15 protein-coding genes are annotated in these 15944 nt (G+C 58.1%); 4 read left to right on the plus strand and 11 right to left on the minus strand.

All coding sequences use genetic code 11. The features are described from left to right. Positions 1-94: 94 nt before the first annotated feature. The gene (locus tag PSES9_RS0118410) at positions 95-1291 is read right to left on the minus strand and encodes a class I SAM-dependent rRNA methyltransferase (RefSeq protein WP_010489452.1); all 1197 of its coding nucleotides are present in this window, start codon (positions 1289-1291) and stop codon (positions 95-97) included. A 126-nt stretch (positions 1292-1417) separates the two neighbouring features. Between PSES9_RS0118410 and mutM the strand changes: the two genes are divergently transcribed. Continuing rightward, positions 1418-2230, plus strand: a complete 813-nt coding sequence (gene mutM, locus PSES9_RS0118415; RefSeq protein ID WP_010489454.1) for a bifunctional DNA-formamidopyrimidine glycosylase/DNA-(apurinic or apyrimidinic site) lyase — start codon at positions 1418-1420, stop codon at positions 2228-2230. Positions 2231-2423: 193 nt separating this feature from the next. Further along, positions 2424-2771 carry a hypothetical protein gene (locus PSES9_RS0118420; RefSeq protein ID WP_010489456.1) on the plus strand — a complete coding sequence of 116 codons (348 nt, stop codon included), beginning with the start codon at positions 2424-2426 and terminating at the stop codon, positions 2769-2771. Between the two features lie 159 nt (positions 2772-2930). Here PSES9_RS0118420 and PSES9_RS0118425 read toward each other — a convergent pair whose 3' ends face one another. The 10 genes from PSES9_RS0118425 to doeA form a co-directional block, all read right to left on the minus strand. Beyond that, positions 2931-3551, minus strand: coding sequence for a LysE family translocator (locus tag PSES9_RS0118425; RefSeq protein WP_010489457.1), 621 nt, complete (start codon positions 3549-3551; stop codon positions 2931-2933). 211 nt (positions 3552-3762) lie between these two features. Continuing rightward, positions 3763-4533 carry a maleate cis-trans isomerase family protein gene (locus PSES9_RS0118430; protein WP_010489458.1) on the minus strand — a complete coding sequence of 257 codons (771 nt, stop codon included), beginning with the start codon at positions 4531-4533 and terminating at the stop codon, positions 3763-3765. A 1-nt stretch (position 4534) separates the two neighbouring features. Continuing rightward, entirely contained in the window at positions 4535-5479 is a 945-nt protein-coding gene (locus tag PSES9_RS0118435; RefSeq protein ID WP_010489459.1) for a cyclodeaminase, read from the minus strand. After that, positions 5466-6461 carry a hydroxyectoine utilization dehydratase EutB gene (gene eutB / locus PSES9_RS0118440; protein ID WP_010489460.1) on the minus strand — a complete coding sequence of 332 codons (996 nt, stop codon included), beginning with the start codon at positions 6459-6461 and terminating at the stop codon, positions 5466-5468. Before eutB ends, PSES9_RS0118435 begins: the two co-directional genes overlap by 14 nt. 67 nt (positions 6462-6528) lie before the next feature. Continuing rightward, the gene (locus PSES9_RS0118445) at positions 6529-7935 is read right to left on the minus strand and encodes an aspartate aminotransferase family protein (RefSeq protein ID WP_010489461.1); all 1407 of its coding nucleotides are present in this window, start codon (positions 7933-7935) and stop codon (positions 6529-6531) included. A 47-nt stretch (positions 7936-7982) separates the two neighbouring features. After that, complete coding sequence (locus PSES9_RS0118450; protein ID WP_138943158.1) at positions 7983-9455, minus strand: NAD-dependent succinate-semialdehyde dehydrogenase; 1473 nt, start codon at positions 9453-9455, stop codon at positions 7983-7985. 184 nt (positions 9456-9639) lie between these two features. Next, entirely contained in the window at positions 9640-10116 is a 477-nt protein-coding gene (locus PSES9_RS0118455) for an Lrp/AsnC family transcriptional regulator (protein WP_010489463.1), read from the minus strand. A gap of 127 nt (positions 10117-10243) precedes the next feature. After that, positions 10244-11278 carry a TRAP transporter substrate-binding protein gene (locus PSES9_RS0118460; RefSeq protein WP_010489465.1) on the minus strand — a complete coding sequence of 345 codons (1035 nt, stop codon included), beginning with the start codon at positions 11276-11278 and terminating at the stop codon, positions 10244-10246. 39 nt (positions 11279-11317) lie between these two features. Beyond that, the gene (doeB, locus tag PSES9_RS0118465; RefSeq protein WP_010489467.1) at positions 11318-12376 is read right to left on the minus strand and encodes a N(2)-acetyl-L-2,4-diaminobutanoate deacetylase DoeB; all 1059 of its coding nucleotides are present in this window, start codon (positions 12374-12376) and stop codon (positions 11318-11320) included. Positions 12377-12392: 16 nt separating this feature from the next. Then, positions 12393-13580, minus strand: coding sequence for an ectoine hydrolase DoeA (gene doeA / locus PSES9_RS0118470; protein ID WP_010489469.1), 1188 nt, complete (start codon positions 13578-13580; stop codon positions 12393-12395). Positions 13581-13848: 268 nt separating this feature from the next. On the opposite strand from doeA, the gene ehuR reads away from it, so the two are divergent. Then, positions 13849-15249, plus strand: a complete 1401-nt coding sequence (gene ehuR, locus PSES9_RS0118475; RefSeq protein WP_010489471.1) for a MocR-like ectoine utilization transcription factor EhuR — start codon at positions 13849-13851, stop codon at positions 15247-15249. A gap of 146 nt (positions 15250-15395) precedes the next feature. Beyond that, positions 15396-15932 (plus strand): TRAP transporter small permease, encoded by a 537-nt coding sequence (locus tag PSES9_RS0118480; protein WP_010489475.1) that lies wholly within the window; start codon positions 15396-15398, stop codon positions 15930-15932. The last annotated feature ends 12 nt before the right edge of the window (positions 15933-15944 follow it).

Genomic DNA, 15944 nt, shown 5'->3' on the forward strand with positions numbered 1-15944 from the left:
CGTGGTCGTCTCGGGTATGGAGGGGCAGGCCGTGGTTGGCGAGTGCTAGCCTGCCACATTCAGCGATTGTGAATGTGGCAGGTGCAAGGAGGCTTTAGCTATTTGGCAGCAACCGGCAAGTCAGGCTCTTGATGTAACGTGTTTCGAGAATGGCTGGATGCACCGGGTGATCCGGGCCCTGCGCGCCGCGCTCAAGCAACTGGATATTGCGGTCCAGGTGACGTGCGCTGGTCAGCAAGATGTTCTGCAGGTCGTCTTCCGGCAGGTGCATGGAGCAGGAAGCGCTGACCAGGATCCCGTCTTTATTGAGCAAGCGCATGGCCTGCTCATTGAGGCGGCGATAAGCGGCCTCGCCGTTCTTCATGTCTTTTTTGCGCTTGATAAACGCGGGTGGATCGACAATCACTACATCAAAGCGCTCTTCGGCCGACTTCAATTCCTTGAGCGCGGCGAAGGCATCGCCTTCAACGCAGATGACCTGCTCGGATAAGCCATTGAGCGTGGCATTACGTTCAACGCCGTCCAGGGCAAAGCTTGAGGCGTCGACGCACATGACTTCAGTGGCGCCAAACGCGGCTGCCTGCACGCCCCAGCCACCGATATAGCTGAACAGGTCCAGCACCCGCTTGCCCTTGACGTAGGGCGCCAGGCGAGCGCGGTTCATGCGGTGGTCATAGAACCAGCCGGTTTTCTGGCCCTCGATGACCGGCGCTTCGAACTTAACGCCGTTTTCTTCCAGCGCCACCCATTCAGGCACCACGCCAAAGGCAGTGTCGACATAACGCTCAAGGCCTTCGGCGTCGCGGGCGGCCGAGTCGTTCTTGAACAGGATACCGCTGGGCTTGACCACCTGAATCAATGCGGCGAGCACATCATCTTTGTGTCGTTCCATGGTGGCGGACGCCAGTTGCACCACCAGGATGTCGAAGAAGCGGTCGAACACCAAGCCAGGCAACAGGTCAGAGTCGCCGTAGATCAGGCGATAGCAAGGCTTGTCGAACAGGCGCTCGCGCAGGCTCAATGCCACGTTGATGCGATGCACCAGCAAGGATTTGTCCAGCACATGCTTGATGTCACGCGACAGCAGGCGCGCGCAGATCAGGTTGTTCGGGCTCAGCGCCACAACCCCAAGCGGCTTGCCGCCAGCGGCCTCGAGAATTGCCTGGTCACCAGCGGCAAAAGCGTTGAGCGGGGTGGCAGCTACATCAATTTCGTTACTGTAGACCCAAAGGTGGCCGGCGCGCAGGCGTCGGTCGGCATTGGCTTTCAGGCGCAGGCTTGGCAGGGACATTGGGCACTCTCCGGAAAAAGAGCGAAATTATAGCGCAGTAGCAGCCCTTGGCGCCTGTGTCTGCTGGTTTTAGCCATGGGATCATGGGAATATTAGTGGCTGAAATACCTCAAGAAATGGCGGCCCATGCCCGAATTACCTGAAGGCGAAACTACCCGTCGCGGCATCGCGCCTCATCTGGTCGGTCAACGTATCAGCCGGGTCATAGTGCGTGACCGGCGTTTGCGCTGGCCGATTCCCGAGGACCTGGACATTGTGGTTTCGGGGCAGCGGGTCGAAGCCGTCGAGCGACGGGCCAAGTACCTGTTGATCAAGCTCGAAACCGGCAGCCTGATCAGCCATCTGGGCATGTCTGGCAACTTGCGGCTGGTGCCCTGTGGCTCCCCCGCAGGCAAACACGAACATGTCGATATCGAGCTGGAGTCGGGGATGGCGCTGCGCTACACCGACCCGCGCCGTTTTGGCGCGCTGCTCTGGAGCCAGGCGCCACTGGAACATGTGCTGCTGAGCAAGCTGGGGCCGGAACCGCTGACTGAAGCCTTTTCAGGTGAGCGCCTGTATGAAAAATCTCGTGGTCGCTCGATGGCGGTCAAGCCATTCATCATGGATAACGCCGTGGTGGTCGGTGTGGGTAACATCTATGCGACCGAAGCCTTGTTTGCCGCCGGGATTGACCCGCGTCGCGAGGCCGGCAGCATTTCCAAGGCGCGCTATGCCAAGCTGGCGCTGGAGATCAAGCGCATCCTGGCCCACGCCATCGAACGTGGCGGCACCACCTTGCGCGATTTTATCGGCGGTGACGGCCAGCCCGGTTATTTCCAGCAAGAGCTTTTCGCCTATGGGCGTGGCGGTGAATTCTGCAAGGTCTGCGGCAGCACATTGCGTGAGCTCAAGCTGGGGCAGCGCGCCAGTGTCTATTGTGGACGGTGCCAACGCTAGGTCGTTATTGCTGGTCAGCCAGGCGTTTTGGCGACGTCGAGATACCGCCAAAGAGTGATGCAGTCTGCGTTATCAAGGCAAAGAGTCGGTTCAACGGTGGTTGTGCACGGATATTGAAGTTAATCACGCTGACAATTGGCGCAGCGCTGATATAGTTATAAGCACTGACTCTGTATCGTTGAAGGATTACTCCATGAATCTGTTTCGCTCGATCGCTGTTGTCCTGGCGCTTTCCTCTGGCCTGCTGGCACTCCCGGCGTCAGCTGAAGTGGTTCGCGAAGACGTCAACACCAGTGGCGATCCTATCTACACTGCTGATGCGCCAAAGGCCTATTCCATGATTGGCGATTTGCTGATCGCACGCCCACTGCTGATTGGTGCAACCATCATTGGTACGGCTGCATTTATCGTCAGCCTGCCATTTACTGCGCTCGGCGGTAACATTGATGAGGCCGCTACCGCGTTGATTCAGGAGCCTGGTCGCGAGGCGTTCCAGCGTTGCCTGGGTTGCACCAGCGTAGGCTACAAAGGCAATAACTGAGTTCTACCCAAAGCAAAAAACCGGCGGTGAATGCCGGTTTTTTTGTGCCCGAAAAAGGCAATGGCAGCACTCTCGTGGGAATGCCGGGTTTTTTTTGCCCGAAAAAGGCAATGGCAGCACTCTCGTGCCCAGGGCATCAGGCGAGCCCGCTAATGTTCGTCAGGCCTGACGTGCCATCAAGAGTATCGAGGCGGCAGTGGACAATAGTCCGGCACAGCATCGATTGAAGATCTTCTGGCCCCAAGGCCGGGCAAACCAGCGGCGCATATGCAACCCAATGTATGCGTAGATGCCGATCGCGATCCATTCCAATGCCAGGAAACATAACCCAAGGACTGTAAATTGGGCGCCAATGCCTGCTGCCGGATCAATAAACTGTGGCAGGGATTCGGTAAATATCAGGATGGCCTTGGGGTTGCCTGCCGCGACGAGGAACTCCTGGCGTGCCAGGGTCCATAAATCTGCGTGAGTGTTTTCGGGCTCGGATTCGGCTTTTGTCGGGGCGCCCCATAGCTGGTAGGCCAGGTAGAACAGGTAGCCAGCGCCAATTATCTTGATTCCATGGAAGACCAGTTCCGAGGTTTGTAGCACCACAGCCAAACCCGCCGACGCCAGTGCGATCATGATCGCGAAGGCCAGCAAGCGCCCGGCGCCCGCGATACAGGATGTACGCAGTCCGTATCGGGTTGCATTGCTGATAGACAGCAGGTTGTTCGGCCCGGGCGCCATATTCAAGGCAAAACACGCGGGCAGGAATAAGGCTAACGTCGCAAGCTCCATGCGCGCCTCCATGATGATTCGGCGCCAATGCTACATTTTCAGCCCCGGGCGCACCATCAGGTGTCGACCATTGTTGGCTGCGCACCTGGGAGGATTTTCAAGTTTTGCGGTGCTTGAGTGCGGGTGGGCGAGCTTCGCGTTGCCGCACCCTAGGTTGAAGCTCTGGCGGACAGGGTTTCTTTGTTTGCCGTTGGGGCTGGAAATCATTGGCTCAACGCAGCAGGCTGCCAAAGTTTTGCGGACGATGGATGCAGTTGGTCAGTTGCAGTGCGTGCCAAAACAGCGCCTGGTTGCTGGAAATGACCGGCAAACCCAGGCGCTGCTCCAGTTCGTCCAACAGCTCAAGGCTGTGCAGGTTGGTGCATGACAGGAACAGTGCATTTGCTTTGCTGCCAAGCAACAACTGCTCGGCTGCCTGGGCAATGGCATCAGCTGGAATCCTTGGGATCAAGGCGTCATCGAGTACGGCAAAGGTGCCGAATGCGCTGATTTCCAACCCCGCTTGTTGCAAGCCGAGGTATATGGGGTAATTGACCTCGCCGATATAGGGGGTGAGCACTGCCACCTTTCGGGCGTTCAACTCACGTAATGCAGCCTTGACCGCGCTCCACGGGTTGGTCACCGCAATGCCTGGATGAGCCAGGTTGATCAGCCGGCTGACTTCCTGTTCGCCAATCAAGATGCTGCCTGAAGTACAACCGAAGGCGAGCACATCGAGGGGTAGGCCCGGGACCAACAAGGCGGCAGATTGCGTCAGGTCCTGCGCCATTCTACGCAAGCCATCGGGGGTTACTGTCGGGCTGCAGGGGGTGCGCGTGCTGTACAGCTCAACCCGCTCGCCAAGCAGCTGGCGCCATTCGTTTTCCAGGGTGAAGTCGCTGGCCAGCTGGATCAGGCCAATACGCACGCGACCATTGTCGCAGGCGCTTTGGTGGTCGAAGTGTTGTTGCACGGCCTGAAACTCGGCGAAGCTTTCGATCATTTCAAGCGTCCTCAAGCAGACGCGCGGCATAGTTGGCGATTGCGGTGTCCTGCACGCCGGTGCCGGTCAGGTCGCAGACTGTGATTTGCTGGTCACTGTTACGCACGGATTGCTGGTTGCTGATCAAGCTGCCGAGCTCTAAAACTTCGCGTTGCAACGCGGGCGCGTGATGCAGTTCGCCGAGCGCGCGCGACTGGCTGATACGGTCGACCACCAGCACATCGGCGCTGGCCAGAATTGTCGGATGCAGTTCGTTCTTGTGCGGGTTGTCCGAGCCCATGGCTGTGACATGCACGCCTTTGGGCAGGTCCGACCAATTCAGCACAGGTTCCCGCGCCGGGGTGGTCGTGACCACGATGTCAGCTTGCGCGCAGGCGCTGGCAGCGTTGTCGTGCACCTTCACATTGAGCGCGTATTGATCCTGCATGCGGGTTGCGTAAGCCTGTGCCTTGCTCGGGTCGCGGCTGTAGACATGAACCTCGCGGATATCGCGCACCAGGCGCAGGGCTGCGACTTGCAACTCTGCCTGCACCCCCGCGCCGATCACCGCAACCCGTTGTGAGTTGGTGCGTGACAGGTGTTTGGCGGCAATAGCGCCAGCCAGCGCGGTACGAATATCGGTCAGGTAGCCTTCGTCGAACAATACTGCATCGACCAGCCCGGTCTTGGCTGAAAACAGCAGCATCAAGCCGTTGAGGCTGGGCAGCCCCAGGCTCGGGTTGTCGAAAAAGCGGGGGCTGATCTTGATGGCAAAGGGTGGCCAGCCATGGATGTGGGCGGTTTTGAAATCCACCTCGCCATTGCTTTCGGCGATTTTCATGCTCAGGATCGGCGGCATTTCAACCTCGGCACGGCCAAGCGCAGCAAAGCCTGCCTCAACTGCCTCAAGTGCTGCGCAGTCGAGCTTGACCACTTCGGCAATCTGTTGCCGGTTATAAATCTGCATAGTTGGGCTCTCCCGCGAGATGACAGGCTTGGGTAAAGCTGTTGTTGGATAGATTCTGGCCGCTGATCACCAGCGCAACCTGCTTGCCGCGCAGGTCAATTTGATGTTGTTCAATCGCGGCGATACCTACCGCCGCCGCGCCTTCTACAACAAGACGCTCATGGTTGAACAGGTGCAGCATGGCGCGGGCAATTTGCTGTTCGTCCACGCGATAGCCGCGATCCATGTAGCGTTGCGTCATGGCGAATGTCCAGGCGTTATCAAGGCCAATGCCGCCACCCAGGCTGTCTGCCAGCGAAGCTACTTCCTGCACTTGCACCGGTTGTCCCGCAGCAAGGCTTTCAAGCATGGCCGCGCCTTGATTCATGCTGGCGCCGATGACTTCTGCGTGGGGATTGATCGATTTGACGGCCAGGCCAACCCCTGCAATCAAGCCGCCACCGGAAAGCCCGGCGAAGACGGTATCGATCTGCGGTTGTTGCTGGATGATCTCCAGCCCGCAAGTGCCTTGCCCGGCGATCACCAGCGGGTCATCAAAGGGCGAAATATAGGCCAGGCCTTCTTCCTCTTGCAGGCGTCGCGCTTCGATGTCTGCGTCATCTTGGGTGTCACCGACAATGACCACCTGCGCACCGCTTTCGCGCAAGGCGGCAACCTTGTTGTCCGGCACCAGCTTCGAGATGCAAACCGTCACCGCAATCCCCAGGTGCTGGCCGGCATAGGCCAGTGCACGACCAAAGTTGCCGGTCGACATGGTTACCACGCCATGTTCACGCTGGGCCTTATCCAGCCCCAGTAAAGCGTTGACCGCACCGCGCAACTTGAATGCGCCAGTGGGTTGCAGGTTGTCGAGCTTGAGCCAGACATTGCAATCCCAACGGCGTGACAGCGATTCGCTGCGCAACAGCGGCGTGCGCTCAGCCAGCCCGGCAATGCGTTGCTGGGCCAGATAGATGTCTTTGAGGGTCAGTTCGTTTTGCATATTGTCCGCCGTCCAGGCTTTGGCAAGGCCGGAGGCTGATCGCGTCCGGCCGGGTTTCTGGCGGCTGTTACTTGGCTTGCCAGTCGCCGCTGCTGATCAACTTGTCGGTGACCTTGTTCACTGCGCGCTCGGCGCGGGCGACTATGACATCGACTTCATCACGGCTGACGACCGGCGGCGGGGCGAAGCCGAGAATATCGCCGTGGGGCATGGCGCGGGCGATCAGGCCTTCTTCCAGGCAGGCAGCGGAGATCTGTGCGCCCACCTTCAGGTTCGGGTCGAAGTGCTGGCGCTTGCTGCGGTCGCTGGAGAACTCCAATGCAGCCAGCAGGCCAATGCCTCGTGCCTCACCGACCAACGGATGATCACCGAAGGTTTGCTGCATGCGTTGTTGCAGGTAAGCGCCGGTATCGCGGGCGTTACCTGTGAGGTTTTCACGCTCGATGATGTTCAGGTTGGCGATTGCCGAGGCGATCCCCATCGGGTGGCCGGAGTAGGTGTAGCCATGGCCGATGGCGCCGTAGGTGTCGGTGCCTTGTTCAAGCACCTGCCACACGCGTTCGCCGACTATCACCCCGGAAAGCGGCTGGTAGGCCGAGGTCAGGCCCTTGGCCACGGTGATCAGGTCGGGCTGCATTTCATAGTATTGCGAGCCGAAGTCCATGCCCAGGCGTCCAAAGCCACAGACCACTTCGTCGGCGATCAGCAGAATGTCGTATTTATCCAGCACCTTGCGGATTTCAGTCCAGTAGCCCTTTGGCGGTGGCACGATACCGCCGGTGCCGAGCACTGGTTCGCCGATCATCGCCGCCACGGTGTCCGGGCCTTCGGCAAGGATCATTTGTTCAAGTTTCTGTGCGCAGTAAACCGAGAACTCCTGCTCGCTCATGGCGTCATCCTCGCGGCGATAGTAAACCGGCGCGACAGTGTGCTTGATGCGCTCAAGGGGCAGGTCGAAGTGGGCGTGGAAGACCGGCAGGCCAGTCATTGAGCCGGATGCGATGCTCGAACCGTGATAACCCCGATCACGGGAGATAACTTTCTTTTTATCCTTGCGACCGAGGATATTGTTGTAGTACCAGACCAACTTGAGCTGGGTTTCGTTGGCATCCGAACCGGACATGCCGTAATAGACCTTGCTCATGCCTTGGCCGGCGAGCTTGACGATGCGCTCCGACAGCTGTGCCATGCCTTCAGTCGTGTGGCCAACATAGGTGTGGTAATAGGCCAGCTGCTTGGCCTGCTCGTAAATGGCCTCGGCCATTTCAGTGCGGCCATAGCCGATGTTGACGCAATACAGGCCAGCAAACCCGTCGATAAATTCGTTGCCGAGCGAGTCCTGAATACGGATGCCCTGGGCGCCGGTGATGATGCGCGCCGGGCTTTCACCATGGGCATGCTGCTTGAGGTGAGTCGAGGCGTGGAAGACGTTCTGGCGATCAATCTCGATGATTTTCTGGGTGTCGAGGGTCATGATTATGTCCTTGGTTGATAGGTTGGCGCTCAATTGACCGAGCGCAATTAGGAACCGCTGACACTGGGCAAGTTACCCAGGCAGTAGTATTTGATCTGGGTGTATTCATCCAGGCCGTGGCTCGAACCTTCGCGGCCCAGCCCTGACTGCTTGACGCCGCCGAATGGCACCGGTGGACCGGTCATCTTCACCGAGTTGACGCTGACCATGCCGAACTCCAAAGCGCGCAACAGTCGCCAGATCTGGCGGATGTCGTAGCCGTATACATAGGCGGCCAGGCCGTACTCGGTGTCGTTGGCCTGGATGATCAATTGCTCGATGTCGTCCCAGGGCAGCACGCCCGCAACAGGTGCAAAATTCTCTTCGCGGTACAGGCGCATTTCAGGAGTGACATCGGCCAGCAGGGTCGGTACGAAGAAGTTGCGTCCGGGCGCCTGATCCTGGTCGCCAACGAGCAGGCGCGCGCCTTTGGCCATGGCATCCTCGACCAGCTCCTGGGCCTTGCTAACGGCCTTCTGGTTGATCAGCGGGCCTTGATTGACGCCTCGAACCAGGCCGTTGCCTAGTGTCAGCTCGCCCATGCGCCGGGCGAAGCTTTCAAGGAATGGCTGGTATAGCGAGCGGTGCACGAAGATGCGGTTAGCGGCGAGGCAATCCTGGCCGGTGGTCTGGAATTTTGCATCGATGGCGGCCTGGGCAGCCTGCTCCACATCCATATCGGGCAATACGATAAAGGGGGCGTTGCCACCGAGTTCCATGGAGCATTTCTTCACCGTCGCCGCGGAGTGTTCCAGCAGCAGGCGACCCACGCGGGTCGAGCCGGTGAAGGACAAGGCTTTGACCTTGTCACTGGCGCATAGCACCTTTGAAACCATTTCGGGTTCGCCGACTATGACGTTGAATACACCCGCCGGAAATCCTGCGCGTTCAGCCAGTTCGGCCAGGGCCAGGGCCGAGAAGGGCGTTTCTCCCGCCGGCTTGACCAGCACGGTACAGCCGGCGGCCAATGCTGCAGCGGCTTTGCGTGTGATCATCGCACAGGGAAAATTCCAGGGCGTGATCAGTGCGGCGACGCCGATGGGCTCGCGGACGCTGCCGAGTTGCGCATTGTTGATATGGCTCGGAATGGTTTCGCCATAACTGCGGCGTGCCTCTTCTGCAAACCAGGGAATAAACGAGGCCGCATAGTCGATCTCGCCCAGGGCCTCGAACAATGGCTTGCCTTGCTCCAGCGTCATGAGCCGGGCCAGATCCTGTTTATGTTCGAGCAGCAGGTCGTGCCATTTCTTGAGGATCTGGCCACGGGCTTCAAGTGACATCGCCCGCCAGGCAGGAAATGCTTTGTTGGCGGCCTCGATGGCTTGCACGACCTGAGGCTCGTCGAGTTGGGTGCAGCGACCAATGATTTCTTCTGTTGCGGGGTTGATCACCGCTTCATCGCGCCCGGATGTGCCTGCGGTCCATTTGCCATTGATATAGGCCAACTGGCGAATCAAGCGTGGATCTTCGAAATTGTGCATGCGCTGCATCCTCTCTACTGGCCTGTTCTGGTGTCATTCAGTCCAGGGCGTGGTGCGTTGTTATGGCTTCCACTTTAGGAGGTATTGGCGGTTGGTTTTTTCTCTTTGCAGTGGTTGTGCCCGAGGTTTTTTTGCTTTGCCGGTGCCTAATCGGGTGTTTTTTTGGCTGGCACAAAACAGCGGCTCAAGTCGGCTCGTTGTCTATATCCAACGGTGGTTCGCACTGCTTGATGGTTTTGGTCACTATGTAGGTGAAGTAGCGCTCAATGCCCAGGTCAGCCATTAGCCAGCGATCGATCAAACGCTGGTATTGGTCAATGTCGCGGGCCATGACCTTGATGATGTAGTCGATGCCGCCGCCTGTGGCATAGCACTCGGTGACTTCGGCGCATTCGTTGATGGCGCGCTCGAAACGCTGGAAGGCTTCCCGGTTGTGCTGCTTGAGACTGATCTCGACCAGCACCGGCGCACGCTTGACCAGCACTTCGGGGTTCAATTGAGCGCTATAGCCACGAATAATCCCGGCTTCTTCAAGACGCTTGACCCGCTCCCAGCAAGGGCTGACCGACAGGTTGATCGCTTCGGCCAAGCTGGATTTCGTAATGCGGCCATTGCTCTGCAGGATCTGCAGGATCTTCAGGTCGTAACTGTCCAGACGCATGCTTGTGCTCCGGCGCAGAGCACCTGCGCTCCTGATGTAGACAGGCCGACGAGGGGCTCGTCGGCCAGAGTAGCGCTGGAAAAGTCATGCGAATGCAGTGCTTTCCAGCGGCGCTCTTGTGGGTTACCTACTGGTTTTCCAGGTCGGCAATTTCTTTCTGCAAGGCTTTAAGCGTTTTGCCTGCATCCTCGCCAGCCAGTTCGACCAGCTTGTCGCGCAGTGGCAGGCTCGCCTTGCGGAATACTTCTTTCTCTTCCGGCGTCAGGTGCACGATCTTGATGCTCGGCTTGGCTTTCTTGATCTTTTCCAGGCGGGTCTTGCTGTACTCTTCCTGGGTATCGAAGATGTATGGGCCGAGTTCGGCAACGGTTTCATCGATAATCTTTTTCTCATCATCGGGCAGGCCCTGATACCAGGATTCGTTCGACAGAACGGCCACGGTGAACTGCTGCTGGCCCGACCAGGTCAGCACATCGTTGACCTCGTAGAACTTCATCTCTTCAATGGCGAAGATTGGGTTTTCCTGGCCGTCGACCATCTTCAACTGCAGTGCGCCATAGACTTCCGAGTAGGGAAGTGGCGTGGGTACGGCGCCGAAGGCCTTGTAGGCTTCAACCAGCATGGGCGAGGCCATGACGCGCATCTTTACGTTTTCGAAATCCGCAGGCTTGTGGATTTCCTTGTTGGTGGTCCAGACCATTTCGCCTTCTGGGTACATGCTCAGCAGTCGCAGGTTGCGCGTCCTGAGCTTGTCAGCCATTGGGCCGTAGATGGTCGGGCTTTCAGTCAGCACCTTGAGGTTGACCTTGTTGTCTTGCGACAACAGGTAAGGCACAGAGAACACCTGCATGGATGGCGCGGTGGAACCGAGAATCCCGGTTGAGCCGTGAGTGAACTGAATAACGCCATTGGCCACCAGTTCGGTCAGGTCTTCCGATTCGCCCAGTGAGCCGTAGGGGTAAACCGTGACAGTGATTTTTCCGCCACTTTTTTCCTCGACCAGTTGTTTGAATTTCTGTGCATAGGCGTCTTGTACGCTGCCGCTGATCTCTTCGAGTGCAAACTTCCATTCCTCTGCCGCCGCAAGGCCCGCCTGCCCCGCCAGAACCAAGCCCATGGCGGCTGCCATGGCTGCTTTTTTCAGGGTGCTGAACTTTCTCATGGTGCTTTCTCCATTCTTCTTTTTAAGTGCAGGTTGTTGTCAGTTTTCCACTATGTCGGCAATCACTGCGAGGGTATCGCCTATGTCCACCAGCGCCGGAAAGCGCCTGGCAACCAGCAAGCCATCGCGCTCGGCGTGATACTCGACTGCTGGCGTGCCTGTGCGTTCGAATGCATGTACCCGGGCGACCAGGTCGCCACGGCGAACGCGGTCGCCAATGCTCAGGTTGAGTTCGAGAATGCCGCGATGCAGGCTTTGTACGTAGCAGCTTGCATCAGGCATATCCAATAACACCTGTGGTGCGTCCGCAGGCTCAAGCTGGCCTTGGGTAATGCCAGCAAACCTGAGGAAGTTACGCACGCCACGATCCGCCAGCGCCATGGTTTTCGGGGTGCTTGTGCCGCCGCCGCCCAGTTCGGTGGTGACGAACACCTTGCCTTGCGCTTCGACTGCGGTGTCGTACAAGGAGGCTGCGTCCAACTCAAACAGAATCATGCTTGCCGCAGTGCCGAACGCCTGGGCGCCTGCAATGCACTTGGCCTCTTGTTCGGGGTCCTGCAAGCGATGGGCCGCTGCAAAAGGCAGGATATCGAGGGTTTTGCCACCGGAATGGATATCCAGCGCGTAGTCGCACAGCGGAATCAAGGTGCGCTGGAAGTAGTCGGCAATGCGCTCGGTCATGCTGCCATAAGGATTGCCGGGGAAGGATCGATTCATATTGCCTTTGTCGATCGGTGAGGTACGGCTGGCATTTTGAACTTCAGGGGAGTTCATGGCCGGGACGATAATCACCCGGCCTTGCACGTCTTCGGCGCGCAGTTCGCTGGCCAGCTTGAGCAAGGCGGTGATGCCTTCGTATTCATCGCCATGGTTGCCCCCGGTCATCAGCGCGGTCGGGCCATTGCCGTTCTTTACCACGGTAATCGGAATCATGATGCAGCCCCACGCCGACAAATCGTGGGAGTAGGGCAGCTTGAGAAAGCCGTGCTGTACGCCGTCCTGGTCAAAATCAACGGTCACGCTGATGGTGCTTGCCGCGAGGGTTTTGGCGCCTGGCGTTCGGGTCGTCTGCAACTCAGCTTCGGGTGAAATGTTCATTGCCGCAATACTCATCTCAGGCCTTCACAAACAATTGACGTGAATAATCGCAAAGGGGGTCGGCACCGGTTTCGGTAATCAGAATGCTTTCGGTGGTTTCCAGCCCCCAGTCGTCGAGCCACAGGCCAGGCATGAAGTGAAAGGTCATGCCCGGTTGCAACACCGTGGTGTCGCTTTCACGCAAGCTCATGGTGCGCTCGCCCCAGTCTGGCGGATAACTCAGGCCGATCGGGTAGCCGCAGCGGTTGTCGCCACGGTCATAACCGTAACGGCGCAGGGTGCTGTTTAGTTCGCGGGCGATGTCGCCGCAGGTATTGCCGGGTTTTGCAACCGCAAGACCGGCTTGCAGCCCTGCATTGATGGCTTCTTCCGCCTTGCGAAATGCGGCAGAGGGTTCGCCCAGGTAAACCGTGCGAGACAACGGGCAGTGGTAGCGCTTGTGACAGCCGGCAATCTCGAAGAATGTACCTTCGCCCTTTATAAAGGGGCGGTCATCCCAGGTCAGGTGCGGTGCCGAGGCATCTTTGCCTGACGGCAGCATTGGCACTATTGCCGGATAGTCACCGAATTTGCCGTCGTGGCCGGCACAGGCCACGCGGTAGATTTCACCCACCAGAATGTTTTTTGGCAGGCCGGGTTCGATCATTTCGAAGATGGCCCGGTGCATGTTTTCAACAATGCGCGCGGCCACGCTCATGTATTCGATTTCCTGGGCAGACTTGATTGCCCGGCACCAGTTGACCAGTCCTGTGCTGTCGACCAGCTGTGCCTTGGGCAAGCCGCGCTGCAGCGCCTGATGGGAGGTGGCGCTGTAGTAATAGTTATCCATTTCCACGCCGATCACGCCGCTGGTCCAGCCGCGAGCGGGCAGCACCTGCTCACACAGGTAGTCGAGCGCGTGATGTGGCGGGTTCATCACATAGTTGTCGCTGTAGGAGGCGATGTTTTCTTCAGCCAGGTAAACCGTGCGCCGAGCACCATTGGCGTCAATCCCCCGGCCGAACCACAGCGGCTCGCCTTGCTCGCCTACCACCACGCACTGCGGTGTGTAGAACGACCAGCCGTCATAGCCGGTGAGCCAGGCCATGTTTGATGGATCGTGCACAATCAAGGTCGTGATCCCTTTGGCGACCATTGCGGCGCGCACCTTGGCCAGTCGCTGGGCGTACTCGGCACGGCTGAAATTCAATGCAATTTCACTCATGACAGCATCTCGATAACGAACGCAAGCGCATTCAGAACTCAATCAGCCCGCTGGCAGTATCAGGCGGGCACCTGTGCTGCGACCCACTGGCATGCGCATTTGCGCAGTTTCATGGATCTTCCCCGGGCGCTCAGCTTGGATTAGTTATGAGCGCTTGCTGGAGAAATTGTACTGAAGCCTGCTAAAGTAACCGTGACAAATGCAGGTCAATACGTTTAGAGATCAATATCATGACCATTACAATTATCGTCAAGGGATTTATTGACCTATGACAATTGACCTAATTCCATTTATGCGCCCTGGCCAGCCTAAATACCTGGCCATCGGCAATGCGCTGACCGAAGCAATCAACACAGGCGCATTGCTGCCTGGCAGCAAGTTGCCAACTCATCGCGAGTTGGCCGATACGCTTGGCGTCAGTGTGCAAACCGTCAGCAATGCCTACGCACATGCCGAAAAGCAGGGCGCTATTTATGCGCAAGTCGGCAGTGGCACCTTTGTTCGTAGCCGACATATCAGTCATGAGTCGGATTACCTTTCGACCGATGAACATGATGACCCGAGTCGTGGCATCGACCTGTCCACGGCCCATCCGGTGTGCACCCCGCGGCACGTCAAGCTGTATCGCGAAAGCCTTGAGCGCCTGGCCCGTGAAGGGCGCGATGACTTCATTACTTCATTCCACCCGACCCAGGGCCTGACCCAGCATCGCGAGGTGGTCTGTGGCTGGATGGCGCAGCAGAAACTACCGGTCAACCCGGACAACATGCTGTTCTGCAATGGCGCAGCCCACGCCCTGACGATTGCCATGGCAACCTTGCTCAAGCCCGGAGATACCGTACTTTGCGAGCATGAAACCGGCATGTTGCTGATGGCGTTGGCGCAGACCCTGCACTTCAAGCTCAAGGGGTTGGCAACCGATGAGCAAGGGCTTTTGCCTGATGCGCTGGAGGCGGCCTGCAAGCAAGGAGGCGCGCGCGTGCTGTTCTGTACGCCGACAATGAACAATCCAACCACCGACACCATGGGGCTTGAGCGGCGCCAGGCCATTGCAGAGCTGGCGCGCAAATACGACCTCACAGTGGTTGAGGATGATGTCTACGGCGCCTTGCAGCCTGACCGTCATCCGCCGTTGTCGGCTTTTATTCCAGAGCGCAGTTTCTATGCGACCAGCCTGACCAAGATATCCCTGCCCGGTATGCGCGCCGGTTACCTGGTGACTCCGCCCAATATGGTCCAGCAAGCGATCGGGCGGTTGCGCAGTACCACCTGGATGGCGACCCTGGTGCCTTTCGAGATTGCCAGTTGGTGGATGCAGGATGGCACTCTGGATCGCATGATCAGCTTCCAGCAGCAGGAGTTTGCCGTGCGCCAGGCCATGGCTCGTGAACACTTGACGGCCTGCCAGTTCAAGGCCGACCCCAATGGTATGCATATCTGGGCTGAACTGCCGGGGCATTGGTCGCCAGAGAAGTTTGCACGGCGTGCGCGGCAGGAAGGCGTGATGATTTTTCCAGCAGAGCCCTTTCCCGCCGCTGTCGATCGAACCAACCAGCACATCCGCATCAGCCTGGGGGCCGAGCAGAGCCGCTCACGAATAGAGACGGGGCTGACCACCTTGAATGGCCTGGTGCTTGAAACGCCTCCGCCCATGCATTTTGTGTTCTAAAACAGCGCAAAATCATTACATATGCTCGATTATTGAGCATATGTAATGATTCAAATAAATAATTGACATGGTTTTTTGTCGGCGATAAGGTTTGGCCTCCACAACAAGAACAGTGTCCGCTCGTACGAGCCGGACTGGAGGTCGCTATGGCTTGGCTGCGTAAGTTGGATTGGATGCTGGAGAAGCTTGAGGCCTTCATCCTCGCAAGCGGCATCTTGCTCATGGCGCTCAACTCAGTCAGCAACGTATTCGGGCGCTACCTGTTCAACCAGAGCATCTACTTTTCCGAAGAGCTCAACCAGTTCCTGATCATCTTTGTCACCTTCGTCGGCTGTAGCTATGCCGCGCGGCATAGCCGACATATCAGCATGAGTGCCTTTATCGAGCACCTCACCGGCAAGCCCGCAGCGCTAACCCTGTTGATCATCAATACTGTCACCGCCGCCTTGATGCTTTGGCTGACATGGGCATCGGTGGGCTATGTGGAGTCGGCAGCACGCATAGGGCGTTCATCGTCAGCGCTGCAAGTACCGCTGCATTACATCTACCTGGTGATTCCATTGGGGCTGGGCATGACTGGTTTGCAGTTCGTACGCCACGCCTTTGTCCAGTTGCAGGTGTTGCTAGGCCTTCGTGAGGCCCCGGCATTGCACGTCGACGCCACCATTCCTACGCAGCATTGAGCCCACACCCAT

The organism is Pseudomonas sp. S9 (assembly GCF_000222125.1).
Classification (GTDB): Bacteria; Pseudomonadota; Gammaproteobacteria; order Pseudomonadales; family Pseudomonadaceae; genus Aquipseudomonas; species Aquipseudomonas segetis.